The organism is Pseudomonas sp. PDM10 (genome assembly GCF_014852295.1).
Classification (GTDB): Bacteria; Pseudomonadota; Gammaproteobacteria; order Pseudomonadales; family Pseudomonadaceae; genus Aquipseudomonas.
Genome location: NZ_JACVBJ010000005.1, coordinates 553702 through 579076, shown reverse-complemented (window position 1 = coordinate 579076; position 25375 = coordinate 553702). Strand labels below are relative to the sequence as shown.

Sequence of the window (25375 nt, the reverse complement as noted above, 5' to 3'; positions counted from 1 at the left end):
CCACGCAGAGCGTGGGAACGATCAGTCTCACGGAACTGCATCCCCTTCCACCGTCCGCTATCATGCCCTCACTTTCGATACGCGAGATTGTCATGCGCCGTTTGCTCTGCCTGTTGTTTTTAGTGCTCGCCCTGCCGGCCACCGCCGCCGGTTTGCTGGACAGTCGGCCCAGTTCGACGCTGGGCTCGATCAACAACAGCGCCGACTTTCTGCCGGTGCGTGAAGCCTTTCAACTGAGCCTGGTAGAAAGCACACCGCAATCGATCAAACTGCGTTTCGTCGCCACCGAGGGCTACTACCTCTACCGGCACCGCTTTCAGTTTCGCGCCGACCCGCCCGATGCAGGCCTAGGCGCCGCGCAACTGCCCAAGGGCGAACAGAAGCACGATGAGTATTTCGGCGATGTCGAGGTCTACCACGGGGTTCTCGACGTAGAGCTGCCGCGCACCGATCAACGCGCCTTCACCTTGGTGGTGACGTATCAGGGTTGCGCCGACAAAGGGTTGTGCTATCCACCCGAAACCGAGCGCCTGAGTATTGATGGCAGCGCAGGCGCGACTCCGGCCTGGAGCTGGCGCGAACTGGCGCTGTTCTTCCTCGCCGGCATAGGCCTGACGTTCACACCGTGCGTGCTGCCGATGCTGCCGATCCTGTCCGGCGTGGTGTTGCGCGGTCAGGTGGGTGGTTTGCGCGGCTTCAATCTGTCCCTCGCTTATGTGCTGCCAATGGCCGCCTGCTTCGCCCTGCTCGGGGCCTTGATGGGGATGTTCGGCGCACAGCTCAATCTTCAGGCGCGGCTGCAATCGGCGTGGGTGCTGGTGCCGTTTGCGACGTTTTTTGCGTTGTTCGCCTTGGCGATGTTTGGCGTCTTCGAACTCAAGCTGCCTTACGCTATCAGCAGTCGGCTGGATCGGATCGCCGGTCGCACCGAGGGGGGGTCGTTGTGGGGCGCTGCCGTACTGGGCGTGGTTTCCAGCCTGTTGGTGTCACCCTGCGTCTCGGCACCACTGGCCGGCGCGCTGCTGTACATCAGCGCCAGCGGCGATGCAGTGGGCGGTGGTCTGAAATTGTTCATGCTCGGCCTGGGCATGGGCGCCCCGCTGTTGCTGGTCGCCACCGGTGGCGCCGCCTGGCTGCCGAAAAGCGGCCCCTGGCTGATCTATGTGAAAAACGCGATTGGCGTTTTGTTGCTGGGGCTGGCGATCGGTCTGCTCAGTCGAGTACTGCCGGGTCAGATCACGTTGCTGCTGATCGGCTTGCTGGCCGGTGGCGTTGGGTTGTTCATGGGTGCGCTGGAGTTCGTCTACAAACCTCCGAGAAAACGCCTGGGCCAATTGCTGGGGATGTTCCTGCTGTTTTATGCGCTGGCGTGTTGGTACGGAGCGTTCAGCGGCCAGACCGACCCATTCAATCCGATTGGCAAGCCGCGCACGGTTGCCGGCAATGAACAGCCGCAAAACACCAGCACCTGGCAAACCGTCAGCACTCCGGCCGACCTGGACCGTGTCCTCGCCGAAGCCAAATCGTCAGGCACCCCGCTGCTGCTCGACTGGTACGCCGACTGGTGCATCAGTTGCAAAGTCATCGAACATGAAGTGCTCAACGACGCCAGGGTGGTCGAACGCCTCAAAGGCTATCGACTGATCCGCTTCGACATCACCGCCAGCAACGCCGAGCAACGCGCCCTGCTCGACCGCTACAAACTGTTCGGCCCGCCAGCGCTGATGTTTTTCGGCAAGGACGGCGTCGAACACGCCGATGTGCGAGTGATCGGCGAGATCAACGCCACCGACTTCGCCGAACGTGTTGCGAAAGCAAATGACCGGATTTAATAACCCGGTCACATATTTCGCGCAAACATCGGCCATCGTGCTGGCTATTGCATAGAACTGGACAGTCACAAAGGCTTTGCGGCATAGTCGCCGGGTTCTGACAATTGCACACAGATCACAAGGAACAGCAGATGGCGACGCTACTGGTTCTGCACGGACCCAACCTGAACATGCTCGGCACCCGTGAACCGGGCACCTATGGCGCTACGACACTGGCGCAGATCAACCAGGACCTGGAACGCCGTGCCCGTAAAGCCGGCCACCATTTGCTGCACCTGCAAAGCAACGCCGAGTACGAATTGATCGACCGCATCCACGCTGCCCGCAGCGAAGGTGTGGACTTCATTCTGATCAACCCAGCAGCTTTTACGCACACAAGTGTCGCATTACGTGACGCGCTGCTGGCGGTGAGCATCCCATTCATCGAAGTGCATTTGTCTAACGTGCACAAACGCGAACCTTTCCGCCATCACTCTTACTTCTCCGACGTAGCGGTGGGAGTGATCTGCGGCCTTGGCGCCAGCGGTTACCGACTGGCCCTGGAGGCTGCGCTAGAACAGCTTGAAACACAGGCAACGACTTGAACTACAAGCGTTAAACGCCCCTGACCGACCCTTGGGAGTTGATGATTCATGGATATCCGTAAAGTTAAGAAACTGATCGAACTGCTGGAAGAGTCCGGCATCGACGAGCTCGAGATCAAGGAAGGCGAAGAGTCCGTACGCATCAGCCGTCACAGCAAGACCCCGGCTCAGCAGTACTACGCACCGGCTCCAATGCATGCTCCGGCGCCTGCGCCTGTTGCTGCTGCCCCGGTTGCCGCCGCCGCACCTGCTGCTCCGGCCGCGCCAGTTCTGAACGGCAACGTTGCCCGTTCGCCTATGGTCGGTACCTTCTATCGCAAGTCTTCGCCATCCTCGCCGTCCTTCGTTGAAGTCGGCCAGACCGTGAAGAAAGGCGACACCCTGTGCATCGTCGAAGCCATGAAGATGATGAACCACATCGAAGCTGAATCCAGCGGTGTGATCGAATCTATCCTCGTCGAAGACGGCCAGCCGGTTGAGTACGACCAACCGCTGTTCACCATCGTTTGAACCGCGGAGAGACTTTGATGACTGCGAAGTTGGAAAAAGTTCTGATCGCCAACCGCGGTGAGATCGCCCTGCGGATTCTGCGTGCCTGCAAAGAGATGGGCATCAAGACTGTCGCCGTTTACTCCAAGGCCGACAAAGAGCTGATGCACCTGGGCCTGGCAGACGAATCCGTCTGCATCGGCCCGGCCTCGGCCGCGCACTCTTACCTGCACATCCCGGCAATCATCGCCGCGGCTGAAGTGACTGGCGCTACCGCCATTCACCCAGGCTACGGTTTCCTTGCGGAAAACGCTGATTTCGCTGAACAGGTCGAGAACTCCGGCTTCGCCTTCATTGGCCCGAAAGCCGACACCATTCGCCTGATGGGCGACAAGGTATCGGCCAAGCACGCCATGATCGCCGCTGGTGTTCCAACCGTTCCGGGTTCCGACGGCCCGTTGCCGGAAGACGAAGAAACGGCTCTGCGCATCGGCCGCGAAGTCGGTTATCCGGTGATCATCAAAGCCGCTGGCGGCGGCGGTGGTCGCGGCATGCGCGTTGTGCATAAAGAAGAAGACCTGATCTCCTCGGCGAAACTGACCCGCTCCGAAGCTGGCGCGGCGTTCGGCAACCCGATGGTCTATCTGGAAAAATTCCTGACCAACCCACGTCACGTGGAAGTCCAGGTACTTTCCGACGGCCAGGGCCACGCCATCCATCTGGGCGACCGCGATTGCTCGCTGCAACGTCGTCACCAGAAGGTTCTCGAAGAAGCGCCGGCACCGGGCATCGACGAGAAGGCACGGGCTGAAGTCCTCGCACGCTGCGTCAAGGCCTGCATCGACATCAACTACCGTGGCGCGGGTACTTTCGAGTTCCTGTACGAAAACGGCGCGTTCTATTTCATCGAAATGAACACCCGCGTTCAGGTTGAGCACCCGGTTTCGGAAATGGTCACCGGCATCGACATCGTCAAGGAGATGCTCAGCATCGCCGCTGGCAACAAGCTGTCGTACACCCAGGAAGACGTGGTTATCCGCGGTCATGCACTGGAATGCCGAATCAACGCCGAAGACCCGAAAACCTTCATGCCGTGCCCTGGCACGGTCAAGCATTTCCACGCACCAGGCGGCAACGGCGTTCGCGTCGATTCGCACCTGTACAGTGGCTATGCCGTTCCGCCGAACTACGATTCGTTGATCGGCAAGCTGATCACCTACGGCGCAACCCGTGACGAAGCACTGGCGCGCATGCGCAATGCGCTGGACGAAATCGTTGTCGACGGGATCAAGACCAACATCCCGCTGCACCGCGACCTCGTCCGCGATGAAGGCTTCTGCAAAGGTGGAATCAACATCCACTACCTGGAACACAAGCTGGCTGGCGAAAAGCATTAAGCTGTGATCCATATCAACAAGGCCGCTTTCGAGCGGCTTTGTTGTTTCTGAAGGTTTCATCCGTCCTTGCACGGCTAATCTGACAGGCACTGGCCTGTCCTGGCTGGCTATAATCGCCCTCTTATCGGCGCAACGCCGACGAACCAGAGCCAGCCCATGCCTGAAAAACTGCCCATCAATCTCAACGATCTCCTGCGCCAGCGGACAGTCGAGGGTGAGCGAATCGAATACAAATCGGGTTGGAATCCTGATCCGATCATTCGCACGCTCTGCGCTTTCGCCAACGACTTCGAAAACCTGGGCGGTGGTTACGTTGTGATTGGGCAGGATTGCGATGCCAATGGTCAGCCGATCTTTCCTCCACTGGGACTTTCCGATCAATTACTCGACAAGATCCAGCTCGAACTGCTAGCGGCTTGCCAATCAATTCAGCCTGCTTACTTTCCAGTGTCGAGTATTGAAGAGGTCGAAGGTCGCAAGTTGATCGTGCTATGGGCGCCCGGCGGGCAAAATCGTCCCTATAAAGCTCCGGCCGCAGTGACAGCCAAACACAGAAGCTTGCACTACTACATCCGTCGCTACAGCAGCACGGTGGAAGCCAAGGGCGAAACCGAACAAGAACTCTTGAGCCTTACTGCCAAAGTGCCTTTCGATGATCGCTTCAATTTGGGCGCTCGTGTCAGCGATCTATCCAAACCTCTGATGCAAAGCTTCCTGCAAGAAGTGGGTAGCTCCCTGGCCGAGGATGCAGCAGTTCTGTCTACCGAAGCGCTAGGGCGACAAATGAACGTCGTGGGCGGCCCGACCGAGTCGCCATGGCCCAAAAATGCAGGTCTGATGTTCTTTAGCACAGCCCCAGAGCGATTCTTCCCCGGCACACAGATTGATGTGCTGTGGTTTCCGGAGGGCGCTGGCGGTGATCGCTTTGACGAAAAGATCTTCAAGGGGCCACTGGCAACCATAACCCGCGAATCACTGGCTTACATCCAGCGCAATTACTTGCATGAAACAGTGATCAAGCATGCAGGCCGCGCCGAAGCTACACGAATCTGGAATTTCCCCTTCGCAGCAATTGAAGAGGCGCTGGTCAATGCCGTTTATCACCGGTCCTATGAAGAACGCGAACCGATTGAGGTCCGCATCAGCCAGGAGGAATTGGTGATTCTGAGCTTCCCGGGGCCAGACCGCTCGATTCGAATGGAGGACCTGCGAATAGGCCGCGCCGTGAGCCGCCGCTACCGTAACCGGCGAATTGGTGAGTTCCTGAAAGAACTGAGTCTGACCGAAGGCCGCTCGACTGGCATCCCAAAAATCCTCAAGGTCATGGCGGTCAATGGCTCACCTGCGCCATTATTTGAAACCGACGATGATCGGATTTCGTATGTCATACGGCTTCCAGCGCACGCTCAGTCACAGAGAGCAGAAGCAACAACCATGGAAGTCAACATGGAAGTCAACATGGAAGTCGCTTCGGTGCTGAGGGCCATTGAAGGAAACATGAGCAGGCTGGAACTTCAGACCAGTATGGGCCTGAAAAACGCCGACCACTTCCGTAAGGCTTACATACTGCCGGCCATAGCCGCCGGGGTGCTTGAAATGACGCTGCCTGAACGCCCCAACAGCCGCCTGCAACGCTATCGCCTGACGAACAAAGGCCTGCAATGGCTCATAGCCAATAATGCAGGGCATCAGCATTAATATGTGATCCAGACTAACAAAGCCGCTTCCGAGCGGCTTTGTTGTTTCTGAAGGCTTCCTAATGTGCACGCGAGCAAGGCCACTCCCACAAAACCTCCGCGCTCGCGTAAACTTGCGCGCTTCTCGCAGCCCGCTAGGCTGCAATCAATATTTTTCAAAGGTGCCCGCCATGCCTTGGCTGCAAGTCCGTCTCGCCATCAGCCCAGAACAAGCCGAAACCTACGAAGACGCTTTCCTTGAAGTGGGCGCCGTCTCGGTGACCTTCATGGACGCTGAAGATCAGCCGATCTTCGAACCGGAACTCAACACCACGCCGCTGTGGTCGCATACGCACCTGCTGGCCCTGTTCGAAGGTGGCACCGAAGCCGCCACCGTACTGGCCCACCTTGAGCTGCTGACCGGCAGCCCGCTGCCCGAGCATCACAGCGAAGTCATCGAAGACCAGGACTGGGAACGTAGCTGGATGGACGGTTTCCAGCCGATGCGTTTCGGCCAGCGCCTGTGGATCGTCCCGAGCTGGCACGCTGCTCCCGAACCAGACGCGGTGAACCTGCTGCTGGATCCGGGCCTGGCGTTCGGCACCGGCACGCACCCGACCACCGCGCTGTGCCTGGAATGGCTCGACGGCCAGGACCTGAAAGACTGCAACGTCCTGGACTTCGGCTGCGGCTCGGGGATTCTGGCGATTGCTGCCCTGCTGCTGGGCGCCAAGGAAGCCGTCGGTACCGATATCGACGTGCAAGCCTTGGAAGCGTCCCGCGACAACGCCGGGCGCAACAACATCGCCGAAGCACTGTTCCCGCTGTATCTGCCGCAAGATTTGCCGCAGGTTCAGGCCGACGTATTGGTCGCCAATATTCTTGCCGGCCCGCTGGTTTCCCTGGCGCCACAATTGTCCAGCCTGGTCAAAACCGGTGGTCGTCTGGCGCTGTCGGGCATCCTCGCCGAGCAAGGTGAAGAAGTCGCCAAGGCTTACGCCCAGGACTTCGATCTGGACCCGATTGCCAATCGCGATGGCTGGGTGCGCATCACTGGCCGTCGGCGCTAGAATGAACGCCTGCATAAACCGGATTGCCGCATGACCGACAGCTTCGTCACCCAGTGCCCGCATTGCCAAACCAGCTTCCGTGTCAGCCATGCTCAATTGAGCGTAGCCCGCGGAGTGGTTCGTTGCGGCTCGTGCTTGCAGGTGTTCAACGCCGCCAAGCAGCTGCTTGAACAACAGGCCGGCAAAGACACGATCGCCCCGGTTGCACCGGCCATCGTCGAACCGCCGGAGCCGCGAGCCATCAGCCAAAAGCAATGGTCCGCGGCCGAGCTGGATCTGGACAGTCTGGACCTGGACGAAGAGCTCGCCCGCCTCGAACAGCGGGAAATCCAACCGACCACGGAATTCGGCCGACAGCGCGAAGACAACCTGAGTGCCAGCCGGGATACAGTCGAGCACGAAGAAGCGCCGTGGCCCGACAGCCTGTTCAGCGAATCGGCCGCCGATCGTGCGCAGACCACAGAAGCCGACTTGCCAGAGCTGGAACTCGATCCGAGCAAATACTCGCGCACCGAACCTTCGCTGTCCCTGGAACCGGTGGAGCTGGACGACGAACATCTGCCGCCACAGCTGCGCCTGCACGACCCACTCGACGCACCGATGCATCATGAACGCCTGTCGGCGACCGATGACATCGACGACGATCGGCCCTCGATCGAACCTGTGCGCAAAAAGCGTGAGCCGGCTGTCCGCGCTGAAGCCCTGCAAGACCTGACCGATGACCCGCTGCAACTGGACTGGCAAAAGCGCCGCTCTCCCTGGGGCCGACGCTTTTTCTGGCTGCTACTGATCCTGCTCGGCCTCGCCGGCCTCGCCGGTCAATACATTGCCTACCACTTTGACGAGCTGGCACGCCAGGACCAATACCGTCCGTGGTTCCAGCAACTGTGCCCGCAAATCGGCTGCACCGTGCCATCCAAAGTCGACATCGCCAAAATCAAAAGCAGCAACCTGGTGGTCCGCAGTCACCCGGACTTCAACGGTGCACTGGTGGTCGACGCGATCATCTACAACCGCGCGCCCTTCTCCCAGCCTTTCCCGCTGCTGGAGTTGCGTTTCGCCGACCTCAACGGCCACCTGATCGCCAGCCGGCGCTTCAAGCCCGGCGAGTACCTCAACGGCGATCTCGAAGGGATGGCGGAAATGCCTCCGCAAACGCCGATCCACATCGCATTGGATATCCTCGATCCAGGCTCAAAAGCGGTGAATTACAGTCTGAGCTTCCATTCGCCCGAGTGAAACGGCTCAGTATTACGGCTTTGACGGCATATTTCTGACTTTGACCGCTCACACCAAACCGCTGGCGATAACAGAATAACTGTTCAGATTTTGTTCAATTCAGCCTTTATCCAGTCATCGAGAGCGGGTATCATGCCAACCCTTTTTCGAACTCTCATGATCCGACCCCACAACAGGGAAGTCCTATGTCGGCGGTACGCATCGGTCCTTACACATTGCACAACGGCTTGATTCTCGCCCCGATGGCGGGGGTCACAGACCAACCCTTTCGTCAGCTGTGCAAGCGACTGGGCGCAGGACTTGTAGTCTCGGAAATGGTCACCAGCGACATGAGCTTGTGGAACACCCGCAAATCGCGAATGCGCATGATCCACGAAGGTGATCCCGAGCCCCGCTCGGTACAGATCGCCGGTGGTGATGCACAGATGCTGGCGGATGCAGCCCGGGCCAACGTTGAACTGGGCGCACAGATTATTGATATCAACATGGGCTGTCCGGCGAAAAAGGTCTGCAACAAGGCCGCCGGGTCCGCGCTGTTAAAGGATGAAGCACTGGTGACCGAGATCCTGCAGGCCGTAGTGGCTGCGGTTGATGTGCCGGTCACCCTGAAGATCCGCACCGGCTGGGACCGGGACAACAAGAACGGCCTGACCGTGGCGAAGATCGCCGAGCAGGCAGGCATTACGGCGTTGGCGGTCCATGGGCGCACCCGTGCCGATCTGTACACCGGCGAAGCCGAGTACGACACCATCGCCGCGATCAAGCAGGCCGTGTCGATTCCGGTGTTTGCCAATGGCGATATCGATTCGCCAGAGAAGGCCCGGTACGTGCTCGATGCGACCGGTGCCGATGGCCTGCTGGTAGGCCGGGCCGCTCAGGGGCGGCCATGGATTTTTCGTGAGATCGATCATTTTCTGCGTACCGGCGAAAAACTCCCGGCACTGGAACTGATCGAGGTGGAACGCATTCTGCTAGAGCATCTGGCTGCGCTGCACGTCTTCTATGGAGACGTCATGGGCGTACGCATTGCTCGAAAGCATGTGGGCTGGTATCTCGCAACCTTGCCGGGCGCCAGGGAGTTTCGCGCCCACTTCAATCGTTTGGAAGATACGGAAGCACAATGCGCCAACGTTCAGGGCTTCTTCGCCGAACGTTACAAGAGCCTGACAGGGGACGGAGAAGAGGTGGCCGCATGACGATGATGACCGAGACTTTAGTGAGTGGAACAACACCCGTGAGCGACAATGTGAATTTGAAACAGCACCTCAATACGCCGAGCGAAGAAGGTCAGACCCTTCGCGGGAATGTCGAGAAGGCGCTGCACAATTATTTCGCCCACCTTGAGGGCGCTGCCGTCACGGATGTGTACAACCTGGTGCTCTCCGAAGTCGAGGCTCCCCTGCTCGAGTGCGTGATGAACTACGTCAAGGGCAACCAGACCAAGGCCAGTGAGCTGCTCGGACTGAACCGAGGCACGCTGCGCAAGAAACTCAAGCAGTACGATTTGCTGTAAGCATTCAATCAAACCAGAAAGGCGCCCGCGTAGAAACGGTCGCCTTTTTTGCTGACTCCTTTGCTTTTGATGGAAATTGAAATGACCGACCAGACTACCCGCCTGCCGATCCGCCGCGCCTTGATCAGCGTTTCCGACAAGACCGGGATCCTCGAATTCGCCAAAGAGCTTGAAGCCCTGGGCGTCGAGATCCTCTCCACCGGCGGAACGTTCAAGCTACTGCGCGACAACGGTGTTGCCGCAGTGGAAGTCGCGGATTACACCGGTTTCGCAGAAATGATGGACGGCCGGGTAAAAACCCTGCACCCGAAAATCCACGGCGGGATCCTCGGTCGTCGTGGTATCGACGACGCCATCATGAACGAGCACGGCATCAAGCCGATCGACCTGGTAGCGGTCAACCTGTACCCGTTCGAAGCCACCATCAACAAGCCAGGCTGCGACCTGCCGACCGCGATCGAGAACATCGACATTGGCGGCCCGACCATGGTCCGCTCGGCAGCCAAGAACCACAAAGACGTGGCCATCGTGGTGAATGCCAGCGATTACGCCAACGTCCTGGAAAGCCTCAAAGCCGGCGGCCTGACCTACGCTCAGCGTTTCGACCTGATGCTCAAGGCCTTCGAACACACCGCAGCCTATGACGGCATGATCGCCAACTACATGGGCACCGTGAACCAGGCGGCTGACACCCTCAGCACCGAAGGCCGCAGCGAGTTCCCGCGCACTTTCAACAGCCAGTTCGTCAAGGCTCAGGAAATGCGCTACGGCGAGAACCCGCACCAGAGCGCGGCGTTCTACGTTGAAGCCAAGCCTGCGGAAGTCGGCATCGCCACCGCCACCCAGCTGCAAGGCAAAGAGCTGTCGTACAACAACGTGGCCGACACCGACGCCGCGCTGGAATGCGTGAAGAGCTTCGTCAAGCCAGCCTGCGTGATCGTCAAGCACGCCAACCCGTGCGGCGTGGCCGTCAGCCCGGACGCCGAAGGCGGTATCCGCCAGGCTTACGAACTGGCCTATGCCACCGACACCGAGTCAGCGTTCGGCGGCATCATCGCGTTCAACCGCGAGCTGGATGCTGAAACCGCCAAAGCCATCGTCGAGCGTCAGTTCGTCGAAGTGATCATCGCCCCGTCCGTCAGCGCAGAAGCTCGCGCCATCGTGGCTGCCAAAGCCAACGTGCGCCTGTTGGCCTGCGGCGAGTGGTCGGCTGATCGCGCTGCTGCGTGGGACTACAAACGCGTCAACGGTGGCCTGCTGGTACAGAGCCGCGACATCGGCATGATCGGTGCCGACGACCTGAAAGTCGTGACCAAGCGCGCCCCGACCGAGCAAGAGATCCACGACCTGATCTTCGCCTGGAAAGTCGCCAAATACGTTAAATCCAACGCCATCGTCTACGCCAAGAACCGTCAGACCATCGGTGTCGGCGCTGGCCAGATGAGCCGCGTGAACTCCGCGCGCATTGCTGCGATCAAGGCTGAACACGCTGGTTTGCAAGTGGCAGGCTCGGTGATGGCCTCCGACGCGTTCTTCCCATTCCGCGACGGCTTGGACAACGCAGCCAAGGTCGGCATCACTGCGGTGATCCAGCCGGGTGGCTCGATGCGTGATGCGGAAGTGATTGCAGCGGCCGACGAGGCCGGCATCGCCATGGTCTTCACCGGCATGCGCCACTTCCGTCACTAAGCACAACGATCAACTGTGGGAGCTGGCCTGCCAGCGATAGCATCCCCTCGGTTTAGCTGATAAACCGAGTTGTTTGCATCGCCGGCAGGCCAGCTCCCACAGAAAAGCGTCCCTGCGGTGCTCCCCAGAATTAGCGTCATCCGAGGTTTTTGAAATGAATGTTTTGATCATTGGCAGCGGTGGCCGTGAACACGCCCTGGCCTGGAAAGTGGCTCAGGATCCGCGCGTGCAGAAAGTTTTCGTGGCTCCGGGCAACGCCGGCACCGCCATTGAAGCCAAGTGCGAGAACGTCGCTATCGACGTGCTGGCCCTTGAACAGCTTGCAGACTTCGCCGAGAAGAATGTTTCCCTGACCATCGTCGGCCCGGAAGTGCCGCTGGTCGCGGGTGTCGTCGATCTGTTCCGCGCCCGTGGCCTGGATTGCTTCGGTCCAACCGCTGGCGCTGCTCAGCTGGAAGGTTCGAAAGCCTTCACCAAGGATTTCCTGGCGCGCCACAAGATCCCGACCGCCGACTACCAGAACTTCACCGAGATCGAGCCTGCCCTGGCTTATCTGCGTGAAAAAGGCGCACCGATCGTGATCAAGGCCGATGGCCTGGCCGCCGGTAAAGGCGTGATCGTTGCCATGACGTTGACCGAAGCCGAAGACACCGTGCGCGACATGCTCGCGGGCAACGCATTCGGCGACGCCGGCTCGCGCGTAGTGATCGAAGAGTTCCTGGACGGCGAAGAAGCCAGCTTCATCGTCATGGTCGACGGCAAGAACGTATTGCCGATGGCCACCAGCCAGGACCACAAACGCGTCGGCGACGGCGACACCGGTCCGAACACTGGCGGCATGGGTGCCTACTCCCCGGCCCCGGTCGTGACCGCGCAAGTGCACCAGCGCGTCATGGACCTGGTGATCTGGCCGACCGTGCGCGGCATGGCCGAGGAAGGCAATGTTTACACGGGCTTCCTGTACGCCGGCCTGATGATCGACAAGGCTGGTAACCCAAAAGTCATCGAATTCAACTGCCGTTTCGGCGACCCTGAGACCCAACCGGTGATGCTGCGTTTGCAGTCGAGCCTGGTGTTGCTGGTCGAAGCGGCGCTGGCGCAAGCCCTGGACAAGGTCGAAGCACAATGGGATCCACGTCCGAGCGTCGGTATCGTGCTGGCGGCTGGCGGCTATCCTGGCGACTACGCTAAAGGCGTTGCCATCAACGGTCTCGATGCCGCTGCCGCACTGGAAGGCAAAGTCTTCCACGCCGGTACTGCACTGAAGGACGGTCAAGTGGTGACGGCCGGTGGTCGGGTACTCTGCGCCACGGCAATGGGTGCCAGCGTCGATGCCGCTCAGCAGCAGGCTTACAAGCTGGCGGCCAAAATTGACTGGGAAGGCTGTTTCTATCGCAAGGACATTGGCTACCGTGCCATTGCCCGCGAGCGTGGCGAAAATCAGGAATAAAACGCCATTCGGCCAGGCAAGGGCTTCGGGCCCTTGCCGGACTATTCCGGCGCCGCGCATAGTTATAATCTGGCATTAACCTACGAAGGGATTTCGCCGTGCGCTGGCTCAGGATTGCCATAGGATTCACCGTCACTTTGCTGACCTTGCTCTGCATGCTCCCGGCCCAGGCCGCGCAAGGCAGTGGCTGGGCGGTATTGCTCGACGAACAGGGCGACCTGCAACTCAGCGACATCCGTTCCGCTCGCTACACCAATCAATTCAGCCCCATTGAACTGGAACGCCTCACCGCCGCCGAACCCGATGGTGCGTTATGGCTGCGTTTCAGACTCGCTCCCGGCAAGCATGAACAGTTGCTGCGGGTATTCGCGCCCGATCTGTCGCACCTCAATCTGTATGTGCTGGACGGCGACACGCTGATCGAGCAACTGAACACCGGCACCGGCCAGCCCCAGGCTGAACGGCCGCTGCCCAGCAGCGACTTCATGTTGCCTCTGCCGCAAAACGAAAAACCTCTCGATGTTTACCTGCGACTGGTCTCCGACCATCAGCTGAGGCCTTACATCACCCTGCAGTCGGCGGTCATGACCGCGGCCAATCAGAATCAGACGCTGATCTACGGACTGTTGTTCGGTTGCCTCGGGATGCTGATCCTGTACAGCCTCGTCCGCTACGCCTATAGCCGCTCACGCAGCAGTTTCTGGCTAGCCGGATGTGAAACATTGTTGATGCTCAGCCTGTTGCTGTTGCTGAATCTGGCAGGGCCCTGGCTGCCGAACTGGCATGCGGTGCAAACACCCGGCGCCTACTTCGCCTTGCTGCTGACGGCGCCGTGCGGCTTGATGTTCGCCTATCGCTTCTTCACCCCACTCGGCCCGCACCCACTGAACAAACTGCTGATGGGGGACATTCTGTTCATCGTGGTCTGCAGCTTGCTGCTGTTGTTCGTCAACACGCTGCCGCTGAACATCATGACCTACGCCCTGGTCGCGCTGGCAGGCCTGAGCATGTTGTTCGTCAGCGCCTATCACTGGCAAAAAGGTTATCGCCCGGCGCGCCTGTTCGTCGCGGCGATGGTGGTGTTCAACATTGGCACTCTGATCATGTTGCCGGCCCTGCTGGGATTGACCCTGGTCGCACCGCAGGGCTTGATCATGACCCTGCTGGGGTTAATCTGCATCAGCGGCGTGTTGATGAGCATTGCCTTGAGTGAACGTCAGCGCAGCATTACCGAAGACCGTTTCAGCGTCAGCCGCGACCTGGCCGCCAGCAACGCCGAGATCAACGCCAAGGCCGAATTCCTGGCAAAGATCAGCCACGAAATCCGCACCCCGATGAATGGCGTACTGGGCATGACCGAGCTGCTGCTGGGCACGCCGCTCTCGGTCAAGCAGCGCGACTATGTACAGACCATCCACAGTGCCGGCAACGAACTGCTGACACTGATCAACGAGATTCTCGACATCTCCAAGCTCGAGTCCGGGCAGATCGAACTGGACGATGTGCAGTTCGACCTCAATGCACTGATCGAAGACTGCCTGAGCATCTTCCGCGCCAAAGCCGAACAACAGAACGTCGAGCTGATCAGCTTTATCCAGCCGCAAGTGCCGCGTGTCATCAGCGGTGACCCGACGCGCCTGCGCCAGACCCTGCTGAGCCTGCTGGAAAACGCCCTGAAGAAAACCGACGAAGGCGAAATCCTGATCGTTGTCGCGCTCGATGAGCGCAGTGTAAAACCGCGCTTGCGCATTGCCGTACAGGACAGCGGTGAGCCGATGGACACCGAAGAGCGCGATGCATTGATGCACGCTGAACTGCACAGCAAGCACTTCCTCTCGGCCACCCGTTTGGGAGGCAACCTGGGGCTGGTGATCGCCCGTCAGCTGATTCGCTTGATGCACGGGGAGTTCGGGATCAAGAGCGGCGCCAATCAGGGCAGCACCTTGTGGCTGACCCTGCCGCTGGACCCTGACCGCCTCGAACACCCGACATCTGACCTTGATGGCCCCCTGCAGGGTGCACGGGTATTGGTGGTGGACGATAACGACACGTGTCGCAAAGTGCTGGTGCAACAGTGCAGCGCCTGGGGCCTGAATGTCAGTGCCGTAGCGTCCGGCAAGGAAGCGTTGGCGCTGCTGCGCACCAAGGCTCACTTGCGCGATTACTTCGACGTGGTCCTGCTGGACCAGAACATGCCCGGCATGACCGGCATGCAACTGGCGGCCAAGATCAAGGAAGACCCGAGCCTGAACCACGACATCCTGCTGATCATGCTCACCGGCATCAGCAATGCGCCCAGCAAGATCATCGCGCGCAACTCGGGGATCAAACGCATCCTCGCCAAACCGGTGGCCGGTTATACCCTCAAGACGACGTTGGCCGACGAGCTGAACCAGCGAAACAAGGGCCTCTCCCTCTCGCAGCACCTGACCACCGGCCCGACCTTACCGGTGAAGGTACCCAGCGATTTCCGCATCCTGGTGGCCGAAGACAACAGCATCTCGACCAAGGTGATTCGCGGCATGCTAGGCAAACTCAACCTGCAACCGGATACCGCCAGCAATGGTGAAGAAGCCTTGCAGGCGATGAAAGCCCAGCGTTATGACCTGGTGCTGATGGACTGCGAAATGCCGATCCTCGACGGCTTCTCCGCAACTCAGCAATTGCGCGCCTGGGAAGTCGGCAATCAGCGGATTCGCACGCCGGTGGTGGCTTTGACTGCGCACATTCTTGCCGAACACAAAGAGCGCGCGCGCCAGGCCGGCATGGACGGGCATATGGCCAAACCGGTGGAGTTGTCGCAGTTGCGGGAACTGATCGAGCACTGGGTAGCTGAGCGTGATCATCAGAATCGCACGGTATCAACGTTCCAGGCAGGCGTGTAGGGCAATCAAACCAGGCATGACTCAATCTACCGCACAGATCTCCATGGCCGAAGCATCATCGCTCAATGTCAACATCGCTACGTTGTCCTGATACTTGTCCCTGACCTTCAAGGCAATGGCGTCGCGCACAGGGCTGTAGAGAGTTTCGGACAAGTTAGCAGCGGCGTAGCGCATGCAAACGCTGCCTTGTACATCCTCAGCCAGATGTCGCTGGGCCAGCGGATTGGCACTGATGATCTGGCGGGTCTTAAGCTCGATGTAGACGCTTGCGACCGATGTCGGCGTCTGCGCGATAACCACCAGCAAACGCACAGCCTTTGCGGGCGCAAGTACATCACCCGACTCGTCAGTGGATATTTTCTGCATGTGACCGCGCAGCAAACCCATTGCAGGCTCGTTGCCGGACAACCTTGCCAGCCGCTGCAATGTTGCCGCAGTAGCGCTTCCTTTATCCACAGCATCTTGTGAAATCGCTGCAATGACCCAGTCGCTGACAGACTCGACTCTGTCTTGGGCGATAGACCAATCCTGTCGCGCTCTTGTACGTCGCAGCCAGTAATCATCCAGAAATTCTACATAAGCGTTGTACCAGTCAATTTCCGGAGCTTTTTCGATCTTCTTATTGGCAATCAGTTGCGCCAGCAACACGGAATTGACCAGATCCGTATATTGGGCCGCCCCATCCGCGGCCGGAATAATCACGACACAAGCCCCAACGATCAATACAGAATATTCGTAACTCATATCAACGCCCTCGACAAAAAAAAGGCAGCCGATAACCGACTGCCTATTTAGATCAATTAGATATCAATGTCTGCGATCTGGTCTTTATGAGGGATAAGTTTGCTCTTGATGGACTCACGAACTGCATCAGCGACCAATGTATTTTTGGCAAATACCGTTTCACCGCGATACAGGTTCACATTTCGGATATCCACATCCACGAACATTACTTTGGTGGAGCTGGTCTTGCGAAGAAAACGCACTGCACCCACGGCCATGATTGCCTCACCTTCTACTTCGACACACGCACCGGCCGAGATTCCGCCGACGCCGTTTTGCAGCAGATTTCGTTCATAAACAGTCAGGGCCGCCGTGTCACGCTTTTGCAGGGCCGCGATCGCGTCACCCGCGACCTTGAGCATCAACGCAGTCGACGGACCAGGCAATGCAACGCCGGCAACCACCGAACCGAGAATCTCCAGCACCAGCTTGTCCATACGGACGCTGGTGCCGCCGACTTCCAGATCACTGTAGTACTTGCTGACAGGCGTCCAACCTGCGATGGTCATGACTTCCCGGAACCTCAAATACCACTCTTTGCCCTGATGCTCTGCTGGGTAGAGTTTGTTCGCTGCACGGCTTGCAAAGAGAAAGGCGTTTTGAGCATCCGACCTGTTTTCGGCACTGAGTTTGCCAGAAAAGCCCAACGTGCCTTCACCCACAATAGAGCCTTTCGACGGTGCTTCGATCTCGTCGCCCACAACCATCAGGCCACGAGGACGAATAATTACCTGCTCGTCGATCTCACACTCTTCAATCGCCTCAATACAGGCAGCAACATAACTTTCACGAATAGATTTATTATACACAATGAATTCCTTATAAAAACACCAAACAAGTTCCTCATGAACTTGCGATAAAACAATAACCAAACAAATGAACAACCACAAACTTAAACCTGTAACATTATACCCACCACTCCCCCAAACAAGTTACAACAACACCCAACTAGCTATAAAAACAGCCTGCCGGAAAATTAACTGACGCGCCTCTCACAACTCACATCCACAAGCAACTAACAGACTGATAGACTCCTCGTCATCCTCTCTCCTGATGCGAGCCTAAACCATGCTCCACGTGTTGTTCAGCGTTTACCTGAAGATGCTGGTGCTCTACAGCCCGTTCTTCGTTTTGTCCTGCTTCATCAGTCTGACCCGCGGTTATTCGCGCAAGGAACAACGTCGACTGGCCTGGAAAGTGGCGACTGCCACCCTGGTCTCCAGCGTCTTGCTGTACCTGTTCGGGCGGGTGATTTTCAGTGTCTTTGGCATCACCGTGGACGCCTTTCGCATCGGTGCCGGCAGTGTGCTGTTCATCTCGGCACTGGGCATGGCTCAGGGCAAGTCGGCGGTGCAGACCGACAACGTGCAGCAGGACGTCACCATCGTCCCGCTGACCATTCCCCTGACCGTCGGCCCCGGCACCATCGGCGCCTTGCTGGTGATGGGCGTGAGTCAGCCTCATTGGGACGACAAACTCACAGCCATTCTCAGTATTGCCCTGGCCAGTTTTACGGTCGGCGTGGTGCTTTACCTGTCCAACCGCATCGAGCGCATTCTCGGCGACCAGGGGTTGCAGATCGTCAGCCGGTTGATGGGGTTGTTCGTCTGCGCATTGGCGGCGCAGATCATCTTTACCGGGGTGAAGGGCTACCTGGTTCCGTGACGCCCTCCTTCGTCATTAGTGCGGCAAGCTGCCTGTCCTTGCCATCGCTCGCCAGTGCCTGCACGAACTCATCAAGGGTTACGGTCATTGTGGTGCCATGAACCTGAAGACTCAGGCTCATCGCACGGCGCTCAGTCAAACCGTCGGAGTGGTTGAGCAGGATCAGGCTGTGTCCGGTATTCGGGTCGGTGAACAGCAACTGATTTTCAACCAGACTGACCCGCCACGCATCCTGCGCCCCAGTATCCAGAATCAACGTGCCAGGCATCTGTGACTCAGCGCTCAACGAACGACGACAATCAACCATAATGCATTCAAGCCGCTGCCAGACAGTGCTCGATAGGCTGCAGCTGATCGCTCTTGGCCCATAACTCAAGATCAACTGTGTAACGTCGTCAGGTATCAACGGCATAACGTCACTGAGCTCGCCCTGAAACTCCAGCATTAGTACCTCGTCTTCACGACGAGCAACGCTTTTCTCCAGCCACACATCCTTCGAAGCGCTGTATGTCAGTTGGCTGGGCGTTTCATGTAACAAGGCAACCGTTTTGTTTCGAACACCCAGCAGTCGGGTTTCCAGTCTCGTATCGACCTCACCCACCACACGATCGATACCCTCGACATACCATTGGTAGCCCGAGTAACCGCCAACCGATACAAATGCTTCGTGGGGATGTTTGCTCACCAGCGCCTTCAACGCTCGCCTCACCCTCGCATCGTATGGGTCTTTCGTCCCCTGTTGCGCCAGCACCCAGCCTCCCGTGACGCCGACGATACGCGCCGGTTCACCGAACACCATCTCGAGTTCAACCCCTTCAAGCGTCCGCCCTCGCAGACCGGAGCCATGTGTCCATACCTGTGCAAAAGACCATTCGGGCCAGACCTTTTGTGGCACAGGCAACAGGTCCTGCCGCAGAAGCTGCAGACCATTGTCAAAGAGGGTCGGTAGTTTTTCAGGCTCAAGGAACGCTTGGCGGTAAAGTTGCCCAACGGAAACATCCAGCAGCCAGCCCGTCTCCTCATTTGGCGTCGTTGCCACCAACTGCATGACCTTGCCGGGGCCCATATCCGCCATCAGCCATCGATGGTCGACGTACCAGGCACACAGCTTTTCATCCCGTACGCCGCTACCCAGACCAAGAATCGAAAAGCTCGACGCTTGATGCGCCTTCGCAAGCGCCTCAACGTCGGTCCAGAACTCAAAGCCTATGCCCAACGGCCCTCTGGCATCCTCCAGCCAGTCTTCGGAGACTCCGGCCAGCTGCGACTGCCCTTGCTCGTTGATATCGAAATACAGCCCTTCCCTGGTCAACGCAACGTAGCGTTTTTCATTAGCGATGACTTCAATCACATTCCAGGGCTCGATACGCTCAGCCTGGGCATCCGCACCGCTGACGGTCGTCCCGATCTTCTGGCGATAGAGGGTCCGATTGAGCTTGTCAAAGAACAGGACGGTATTACCCTTCCTGGTCGCGGGTGTCAGCAACATCGGGCTGACCGGGCCGCGCGGTCCCTCAATCTGCGACACAGCGGGACGAATCAGCAGGCCATCGGCAGCACGGACCCACGTGCTGAGCGATTCCTTTTTGCCCTGTGTCAAAGGTGTTATCGAGACAAACGCCGCCGGTTGATAATCCACGACTTTCACTTGGGTCAAAGGCCAAAGCTTGGAGTCCTTGACCAACAATTCGTAATCCCACAGGAAGTTCGACCACCCCCGCATCACGCCCTTGAGCAGCAGGTCTTGCTGGCGCTCGGTCAAATGACCTGCAATCGCCAGCAGCAAGACTTCGTCCTCACCCAACAGGTAGACCACCTCGGCTTCACGCCCAGTGCGCTGGGTCACTTGCTGGACAATCCGAATGACCCCCTGCCCCAGGACCTGGAACACCGAAATGCTCGAACCGGGCACCGGGTCCATCAGCCTATAGAATCGATTGACTTGCCCGGTGACCACGTCAGAGCGCCAGATGAGTGCTTCCCGGGAGCAATAGAAATACGCCTGCCCACCAATAACCGCGCCCAGCCTGGCTTGGTTCGCCAGGGCTGGTGGGAGGTCGCGAGCGTAGATGAAACGATCACGGGCCTGCTCATAAAAAGCCATAGTGAGTTGTGGTTCTTGTGGGTCTGCGAACGGAACCGGAAAATTCTGTACCGCGGTGAATGGGCTGGCTAAACGATTGGCGCGGGCCAGGTTCCTGACTCGGGCCTGGATCATCGCGGTGTCGGCAGTCGGATCGTTCTCCAGCTCTTCAAGCAGCAGTTGCCGTTTCGCCCAGTCAACTCGAAACGAGTTATGCGAAGTCTGGATAACCAATTCGGGTGTACCCATGACATGAACGTCGATAGCCCCCACCTTCAAAAAGCCGTCGCTGACAACGATGTCCGCTTCACTCAACCAGAGCGCACGCAGCGTCCAGGCCATGGGGCGCGCCTTTGCCTGTGACAGATTGATCGAGCGCACGCCCGGGGCGAGTGTCAGCGCGCAATGACCACCCACCCCTTCAACACTGTAGGTCAGCTTGCCGTGCAACATCTTGGGCAGCTCGGGCACCAGCAACAAACGCGGCTCCTCATCCAGCAAGACCCTGATCGTCGTCTCCACCTCTATCGGATACAAGTTGTGCAGGATGTACTCGGAGGGGAACTTGTAAAAGGTAAACCAGAACTGGCGATTGCCTGCTGTGTCGTACTCCAGCTTCAGCGCGGTTTCAAAATGCTCGGAACGCGTGGTCGAAAACGGCAGGGCCGAGTAATCGAAACCGAACCAGGTCTTGGCCACACACGGCAGGACAATGGCCTGAAAGGTCGTCAAATCGCCAATAGCCGCATGCTCCGGCAACCCGAGGTGTTGACGAATGTTGATGGCTTTCGAACGATCAGGATTCTGATCTGGCGGGTTCAGCGTATAGGTGTTGGCCGACAAAATTTCCTGACTGTCAAACGTCAGCCGCTGGTTGCGCAAATCAATCTCGCGGATGGCCGCGTAAGGATTCGGATAAAACACACCCTCCCTGATCGAGTGACCGCCCGAGCGATACGCCTTATCGACGCGGTTCAGGTACTGACCGATCCGCCGTCCTCGTTCCAACGTGCCATTGAACCCTTCAACCAGCGCACTGATGCCAATGGCGAACCCACCCAGGATCACACCGGCTCCGCCAAGAAACGCAGCGACCGTACTGGCACCTGCCAGGCCGGCGCCTATGCCGGCCGCGGACAGTGCCAACCCCGCGGAATCGAACGCCAACTGAGTACCGTATTGCGCCTGTTGCAGATCGTCCTTGGCATTGGCCAGCAGATAGATATCGAAACCCAGAGTAGCCAGTTGCATCACCGTGGCCAAACCATCCCTGGCAATATGTCCCAGCGCATTGACCACTACCGAGGAGGTGGTTCGGGCCACCAGCGGTGCGTCGTTCAACGCCACCCTGACCAGTTTGACCAGTTCCACGATGTCGAGCAGATTGCCATGGGCCAGTTGCGCGTAACTGAGGTAACCGTGCATTCGCACAGCGGTCGTCAGGCTGCGGTCTTCATTGATGGCGCTGATTTGCTCATGAGACTGGAGCGCTACCAATAGCGCCTGAACCGTAAACGCCGCATTCAAGGTATGCACGGCGCTGACATCGCTCGGGTCGACCCTGCCCGGCACTGACGGCTTGACCGACAGTGTCTGGAAAGTCTCCGTCAGGTAGGAGCGGATCCGCGGAAGGACACCGTCAGTGCTTGGCACCCTGACGGTGCGCGTTGGATCCTTGAGATTGACCAGGCTGATTTCATAGTGTCCACCAGACACCTCTCGCACACTGTCGAACACCGGAACAAAGTCTCGCCCCAGGTTACTTTCCGCGTGGAGGCGATCAGCGCTGTGCTGAATCTGCTGCGCCCAGTGACGGGCGTCCAGTTCGTTCAGCCCTCGCCCCAGTCGGGCATTTTCCACCAATGAACGGGCCCGTAACTCAGCATGGTGTTCCCATGGCGCCACCGTTACCCCGATGCTGATCGGATCATGACTCAGCAAACCTGACACATTGATCTGCGATGGAAGCGTCAGATCGGCGACACGTGGACCATTGAGGTCGACGACGTTGAACGTCGCTTCCATCACGTGATTGATCTCATAGAGTCTGGCCAGCTCAGGGCTGCTGAGGAACCGCTCAAGACCACGGTGCAGGTCCTGCGCCTGTTCGAATCCGAAGACACCGAAATTCGGATCGTAGAAGTGGTAGGCACTCGACTCGCCAGCGACGACTTTTGCCACCAACAGGGAATGGCTTTCGGTGTTAAGCATCAAGGTACGGGTGGAAGTACTGGCTTGCAGGGTCCGCATGACCTGATCCAGGCCGAACGCTCCTGATAAAACGCCCGACCGCGCCATTGGTACAGTTCGCAGCTCATCGAGGGTTCGCAGAAAAGCATGGGTTTCATTGGCGTCGGGCGCGAGGTTGGCATTGGCCAACCTGCCGCTCAAAGCGTCCACGGCCGAGGGGCCTTTTTCGATGGCCGCCGCCATGGCCAATACCAGCGGATAACAACGCCTTCCAGGATCGCCTTCACCCCTGACCAATAAACCCTGAGGCATCAACCGCCCCGTCGAAGCACCTTGCTCGATGAAGGTTTCCAGCACCGTGGCGCTGCGCTGGAAGATGTGTTGACGCAGCTCATGTTGGGCCTGAAACCTGATACGGGCCATGTGCTCGCCCCATTGGCGCAAGGTCAGCGGTTTCTCGAACGCGAGGGCCTTGAGCACTTGAGCGCTGTTCTTCGATGGCTCAACCCTTGCCTGGGCAGCTGCAAAACCGGCTTCGAATGCAGGAGGCCTGCGTGTGAGCAAGGCCTGCTCGATGGCCAGATAACGCTGGGCGAAACCCAGGTCGGTGGTGCTCTGCGCAAGGGCTCGGGTGTGCTGCCAGGCATCGTCGAATCCGGCATTATCCAGCGTCTGCGCGCCGAACAGCCCGCCGAGCAGTACTCGATGCACCGGGCTCAACTGATCAAGCGGCAGAGAGTCGTGGCCAATGCGAACGATCATTTCATTCAGATTGCCGATCGGCTCAAAACCGTGCGAGACCGGAAGTTCTACACGGGCTTGCGCCAGGATCCGCTGACGCTCATCGAAGCTCAGGGACCAAGGCTTATCGAAGCTCAGGTCGCCGCTAAGTTTTTCGTTCATGGCCCGGATAAAGGGGGCTCCCAGGTCATCCACCAACTGCTGCAGGATGTCGGTCTGTAAAACCGGGCGGCCTTCAATCACAGGCCAACCCTTTTCAAACGTCATGAGCTGACCTTTAAGCAGCTCCGTGATGTTCCCTTTGAAATGGGCCTTATAGCCGCCCTGGCTCGCTTTTGTTGTCTCAAGCTCGAACCAGGCCGCCTCAGTTTTGGCATTGTCTTTCCAGCTGTGATGGGTTTCTTCTTCGGTGGCGAGGTTAAAGCCGTCGAACAGGTCAACCTTGTCACTGATCTGTTGGCGGCTTTCAAGCACCGCATGGTCGTCGACAAAGTCACTCAACCCGCTGGACACCGCCGTCGGCCCGCTCATCGCAATGGCCGACTGGGCACCGAATCTGATCCCGTCGGCATCATAGTCATTGATCGCCTGCAAAAAACTGTTGAGGCTTTGCAGATTCGAGTTCCAGCTTGAAATCGGACCGTGTTGTTTCTCCAGCTCCCGGATAATCAGATCGGGAAATGCCTGGCGATCCTGAAGCGATACATGGCTGCTCAAGGCCTGCGCAACTACCCGGTCCAGGAATTGATAGTTACTGCGAATTTTTTCCATAACGGCGGCAAGTTGTGCAGAACCCGCATGACCACTCAACAGGGCATTGGATAATCCGTTGAATGGCGTCTTGATTTGATTCGCCATCGAATCAGGCGTGTTTTTATTACCGACACGCAGACCGTTCGACGCGACCATGACGTCATTGAACGGGGCAAAAATATCGCTGAGGGACGGCGTGCTTTTGGCAAATGCTGTTATCGCCTCTCGGTGTTGTTCGGGCACCTTGGGGCGAAAATCCGCATAGGCCTGTCCCCGATTCGGAAGCAGTGTCGGGTTGTAATCAAACAATACCTGCATCACACCTATACGTTCTTCGGCACTGAAGGCGGCGAGGTCCACACCACCGAGCACTTTATGCAGAGACGGCAGCAAATCAGCATCAAGATAGGTTCCACCCTCGCTATTCAGAACTTGTAAACGTGTGATATCGGATGCAGCCGCCAAGTTGGTCCGAAACGAGATTTCGCGCTCATAAATATCGAACAACGGTTGATCGATAAGCTCTACGTGTATGTCTCGATGAGTCATTTCCAGGCGTTGCAGAGATTGAAGATTGCGGGCTTTGAGCGCCTTGAGCGCACCTTCATCCTGGCCATAGGCACTGACTAAAAGATCGATTCGCGCCTGATCGGCGCTACCGCCCGCCTGTGTGACCGTCTGGATATGCTCGAACATCTGCTGTCGCAACACTCGCGTTCGCTCGATGTAACGGCGACCCAGCGCAGCAGACGTATCGACTGCGCCTTGTGGCGCAGAAATCGCCCCCAGCGCCTTGGCTGACTCGACGATAATGCGATTGGTCTCATGGGCCAGCAAAGCATCGCTGTCATACCACAGGTTGAGGCTGTAACCCTGCGGGGCAAGCATTTGCCTCCAGACATTGATGTAGTCTCCCTGAATAGCACCAATGCCCCCGCCCACCCAGACAAAGTGCAACTTTTTAGGCACGGGTTTGGCGGTATTCAGTAGTTCGACCGTTGTACTCAAACGCAGGAAATAGTCCGTCAATTTATCCCGGACTTTTGGCAGTGTGGCCGCCGAACCTTTCGGGTTTGTTGATTCGAGCGTTTCCTTCAATAGACTTATCGCCGTCAGTTGAGCGTCAAGCGTCGACGCTTCGCTAGCACCATCGAAGTAACGCAAGGCCGCTGCGTGCGCCGGCATATCTTTGAAACCGCTCAACGCAAACTCCAATTCGCTGCGATCAAACGGCGTGGGGAACGTGTCAGTCTGATTTAATGTTTCACCAGTTGTACTTTTCATTTTCATATCCATATGTAAAAAACTGACAGCCACTCACCCATCGAACAGGTTC

The 25375-nt window shown here is 58.1% G+C and carries 16 protein-coding genes; 13 read left to right on the top strand and 3 right to left on the bottom strand.

Annotation, left to right across the window (positions count from 1 at the left end):
* Nucleotides 1–92 precede the first annotated feature (92 nt).
* The 12 genes from IB252_RS20130 (at nt 93) to IB252_RS20075 (ending at nt 15824) form a co-directional block, all read left to right on the top strand.
* A complete protein-coding gene (locus tag IB252_RS20130; RefSeq protein ID WP_192410035.1) occupies nt 93–1832 on the top strand; it encodes a protein-disulfide reductase DsbD in 1740 nt (579 codons plus the stop codon).
* 131 nt (nt 1833–1963) lie between these two features.
* Nucleotides 1964–2416, top strand: a complete 453-nt coding sequence (gene aroQ / locus IB252_RS20125; RefSeq protein ID WP_192410034.1) for a type II 3-dehydroquinate dehydratase — start codon at nt 1964–1966, stop codon at nt 2414–2416.
* Between the two features lie 48 nt (nt 2417–2464).
* A complete protein-coding gene (gene accB / locus IB252_RS20120) occupies nt 2465–2926 on the top strand; it encodes an acetyl-CoA carboxylase biotin carboxyl carrier protein (protein WP_008153753.1) in 462 nt (153 codons plus the stop codon).
* Between the two features lie 17 nt (nt 2927–2943).
* A complete protein-coding gene (gene accC, locus IB252_RS20115) occupies nt 2944–4302 on the top strand; it encodes an acetyl-CoA carboxylase biotin carboxylase subunit (protein ID WP_192410033.1) in 1359 nt (452 codons plus the stop codon).
* A 156-nt stretch (nt 4303–4458) separates the two neighbouring features.
* On the top strand, nt 4459–6000 hold the full coding sequence (locus IB252_RS20110) for a Fic family protein (protein ID WP_192410032.1): 1542 nt from the start codon (nt 4459–4461) through the stop codon (nt 5998–6000).
* Nucleotides 6001–6169: 169 nt separating this feature from the next.
* Nucleotides 6170–7048, top strand: a complete 879-nt coding sequence (gene prmA, locus IB252_RS20105; RefSeq protein WP_111449190.1) for a 50S ribosomal protein L11 methyltransferase — start codon at nt 6170–6172, stop codon at nt 7046–7048.
* A gap of 30 nt (nt 7049–7078) precedes the next feature.
* Complete coding sequence (locus IB252_RS20100; protein WP_192410031.1) at nt 7079–8287, top strand: DUF3426 domain-containing protein; 1209 nt, start codon at nt 7079–7081, stop codon at nt 8285–8287.
* 185 nt (nt 8288–8472) lie between these two features.
* A complete protein-coding gene (gene dusB / locus IB252_RS20095) occupies nt 8473–9483 on the top strand; it encodes a tRNA dihydrouridine synthase DusB (RefSeq protein WP_017336338.1) in 1011 nt (336 codons plus the stop codon).
* Complete coding sequence (gene fis / locus IB252_RS20090; RefSeq protein WP_030128251.1) at nt 9480–9800, top strand: DNA-binding transcriptional regulator Fis; 321 nt, start codon at nt 9480–9482, stop codon at nt 9798–9800. The genes dusB and fis overlap by 4 nt, the downstream gene beginning before the upstream one ends.
* Nucleotides 9801–9881: 81 nt before the next feature.
* Nucleotides 9882–11489 carry a bifunctional phosphoribosylaminoimidazolecarboxamide formyltransferase/IMP cyclohydrolase gene (gene purH / locus IB252_RS20085; protein WP_192410030.1) on the top strand — a complete coding sequence of 536 codons (1608 nt, stop codon included), beginning with the start codon at nt 9882–9884 and terminating at the stop codon, nt 11487–11489.
* Between the two features lie 154 nt (nt 11490–11643).
* Nucleotides 11644–12939 (top strand): phosphoribosylamine--glycine ligase, encoded by a 1296-nt coding sequence (gene purD / locus IB252_RS20080; RefSeq protein ID WP_192410029.1) that lies wholly within the window; start codon nt 11644–11646, stop codon nt 12937–12939.
* 98 nt (nt 12940–13037) lie between these two features.
* Nucleotides 13038–15824 carry a hybrid sensor histidine kinase/response regulator gene (locus IB252_RS20075; RefSeq protein ID WP_192410028.1) on the top strand — a complete coding sequence of 929 codons (2787 nt, stop codon included), beginning with the start codon at nt 13038–13040 and terminating at the stop codon, nt 15822–15824.
* 21 nt (nt 15825–15845) lie between these two features.
* Here IB252_RS20075 and IB252_RS20070 read toward each other — a convergent pair whose 3' ends face one another.
* Both IB252_RS20070 and IB252_RS20065 read right to left on the bottom strand, forming a co-directional pair.
* A complete protein-coding gene (locus IB252_RS20070; protein ID WP_192410027.1) occupies nt 15846–16568 on the bottom strand; it encodes a hypothetical protein in 723 nt (240 codons plus the stop codon).
* Between the two features lie 56 nt (nt 16569–16624).
* Nucleotides 16625–17416 carry a hypothetical protein gene (locus IB252_RS20065; protein ID WP_192410026.1) on the bottom strand — a complete coding sequence of 264 codons (792 nt, stop codon included), beginning with the start codon at nt 17414–17416 and terminating at the stop codon, nt 16625–16627.
* 259 nt (nt 17417–17675) lie between these two features.
* On the opposite strand from IB252_RS20065, the gene IB252_RS20060 reads away from it, so the two are divergent.
* Complete coding sequence (locus IB252_RS20060; RefSeq protein WP_007937197.1) at nt 17676–18272, top strand: MarC family protein; 597 nt, start codon at nt 17676–17678, stop codon at nt 18270–18272.
* Here IB252_RS20060 and IB252_RS20055 read toward each other — a convergent pair.
* The gene (locus IB252_RS20055; protein WP_192410025.1) at nt 18241–25356 is read right to left on the bottom strand and encodes a TcdA/TcdB pore-forming domain-containing protein; all 7116 of its coding nucleotides are present in this window, start codon (nt 25354–25356) and stop codon (nt 18241–18243) included. The two genes, IB252_RS20060 and IB252_RS20055, sit on opposite strands and share 32 nt — an antisense overlap.
* Nucleotides 25357–25375 lie beyond the last annotated feature (19 nt).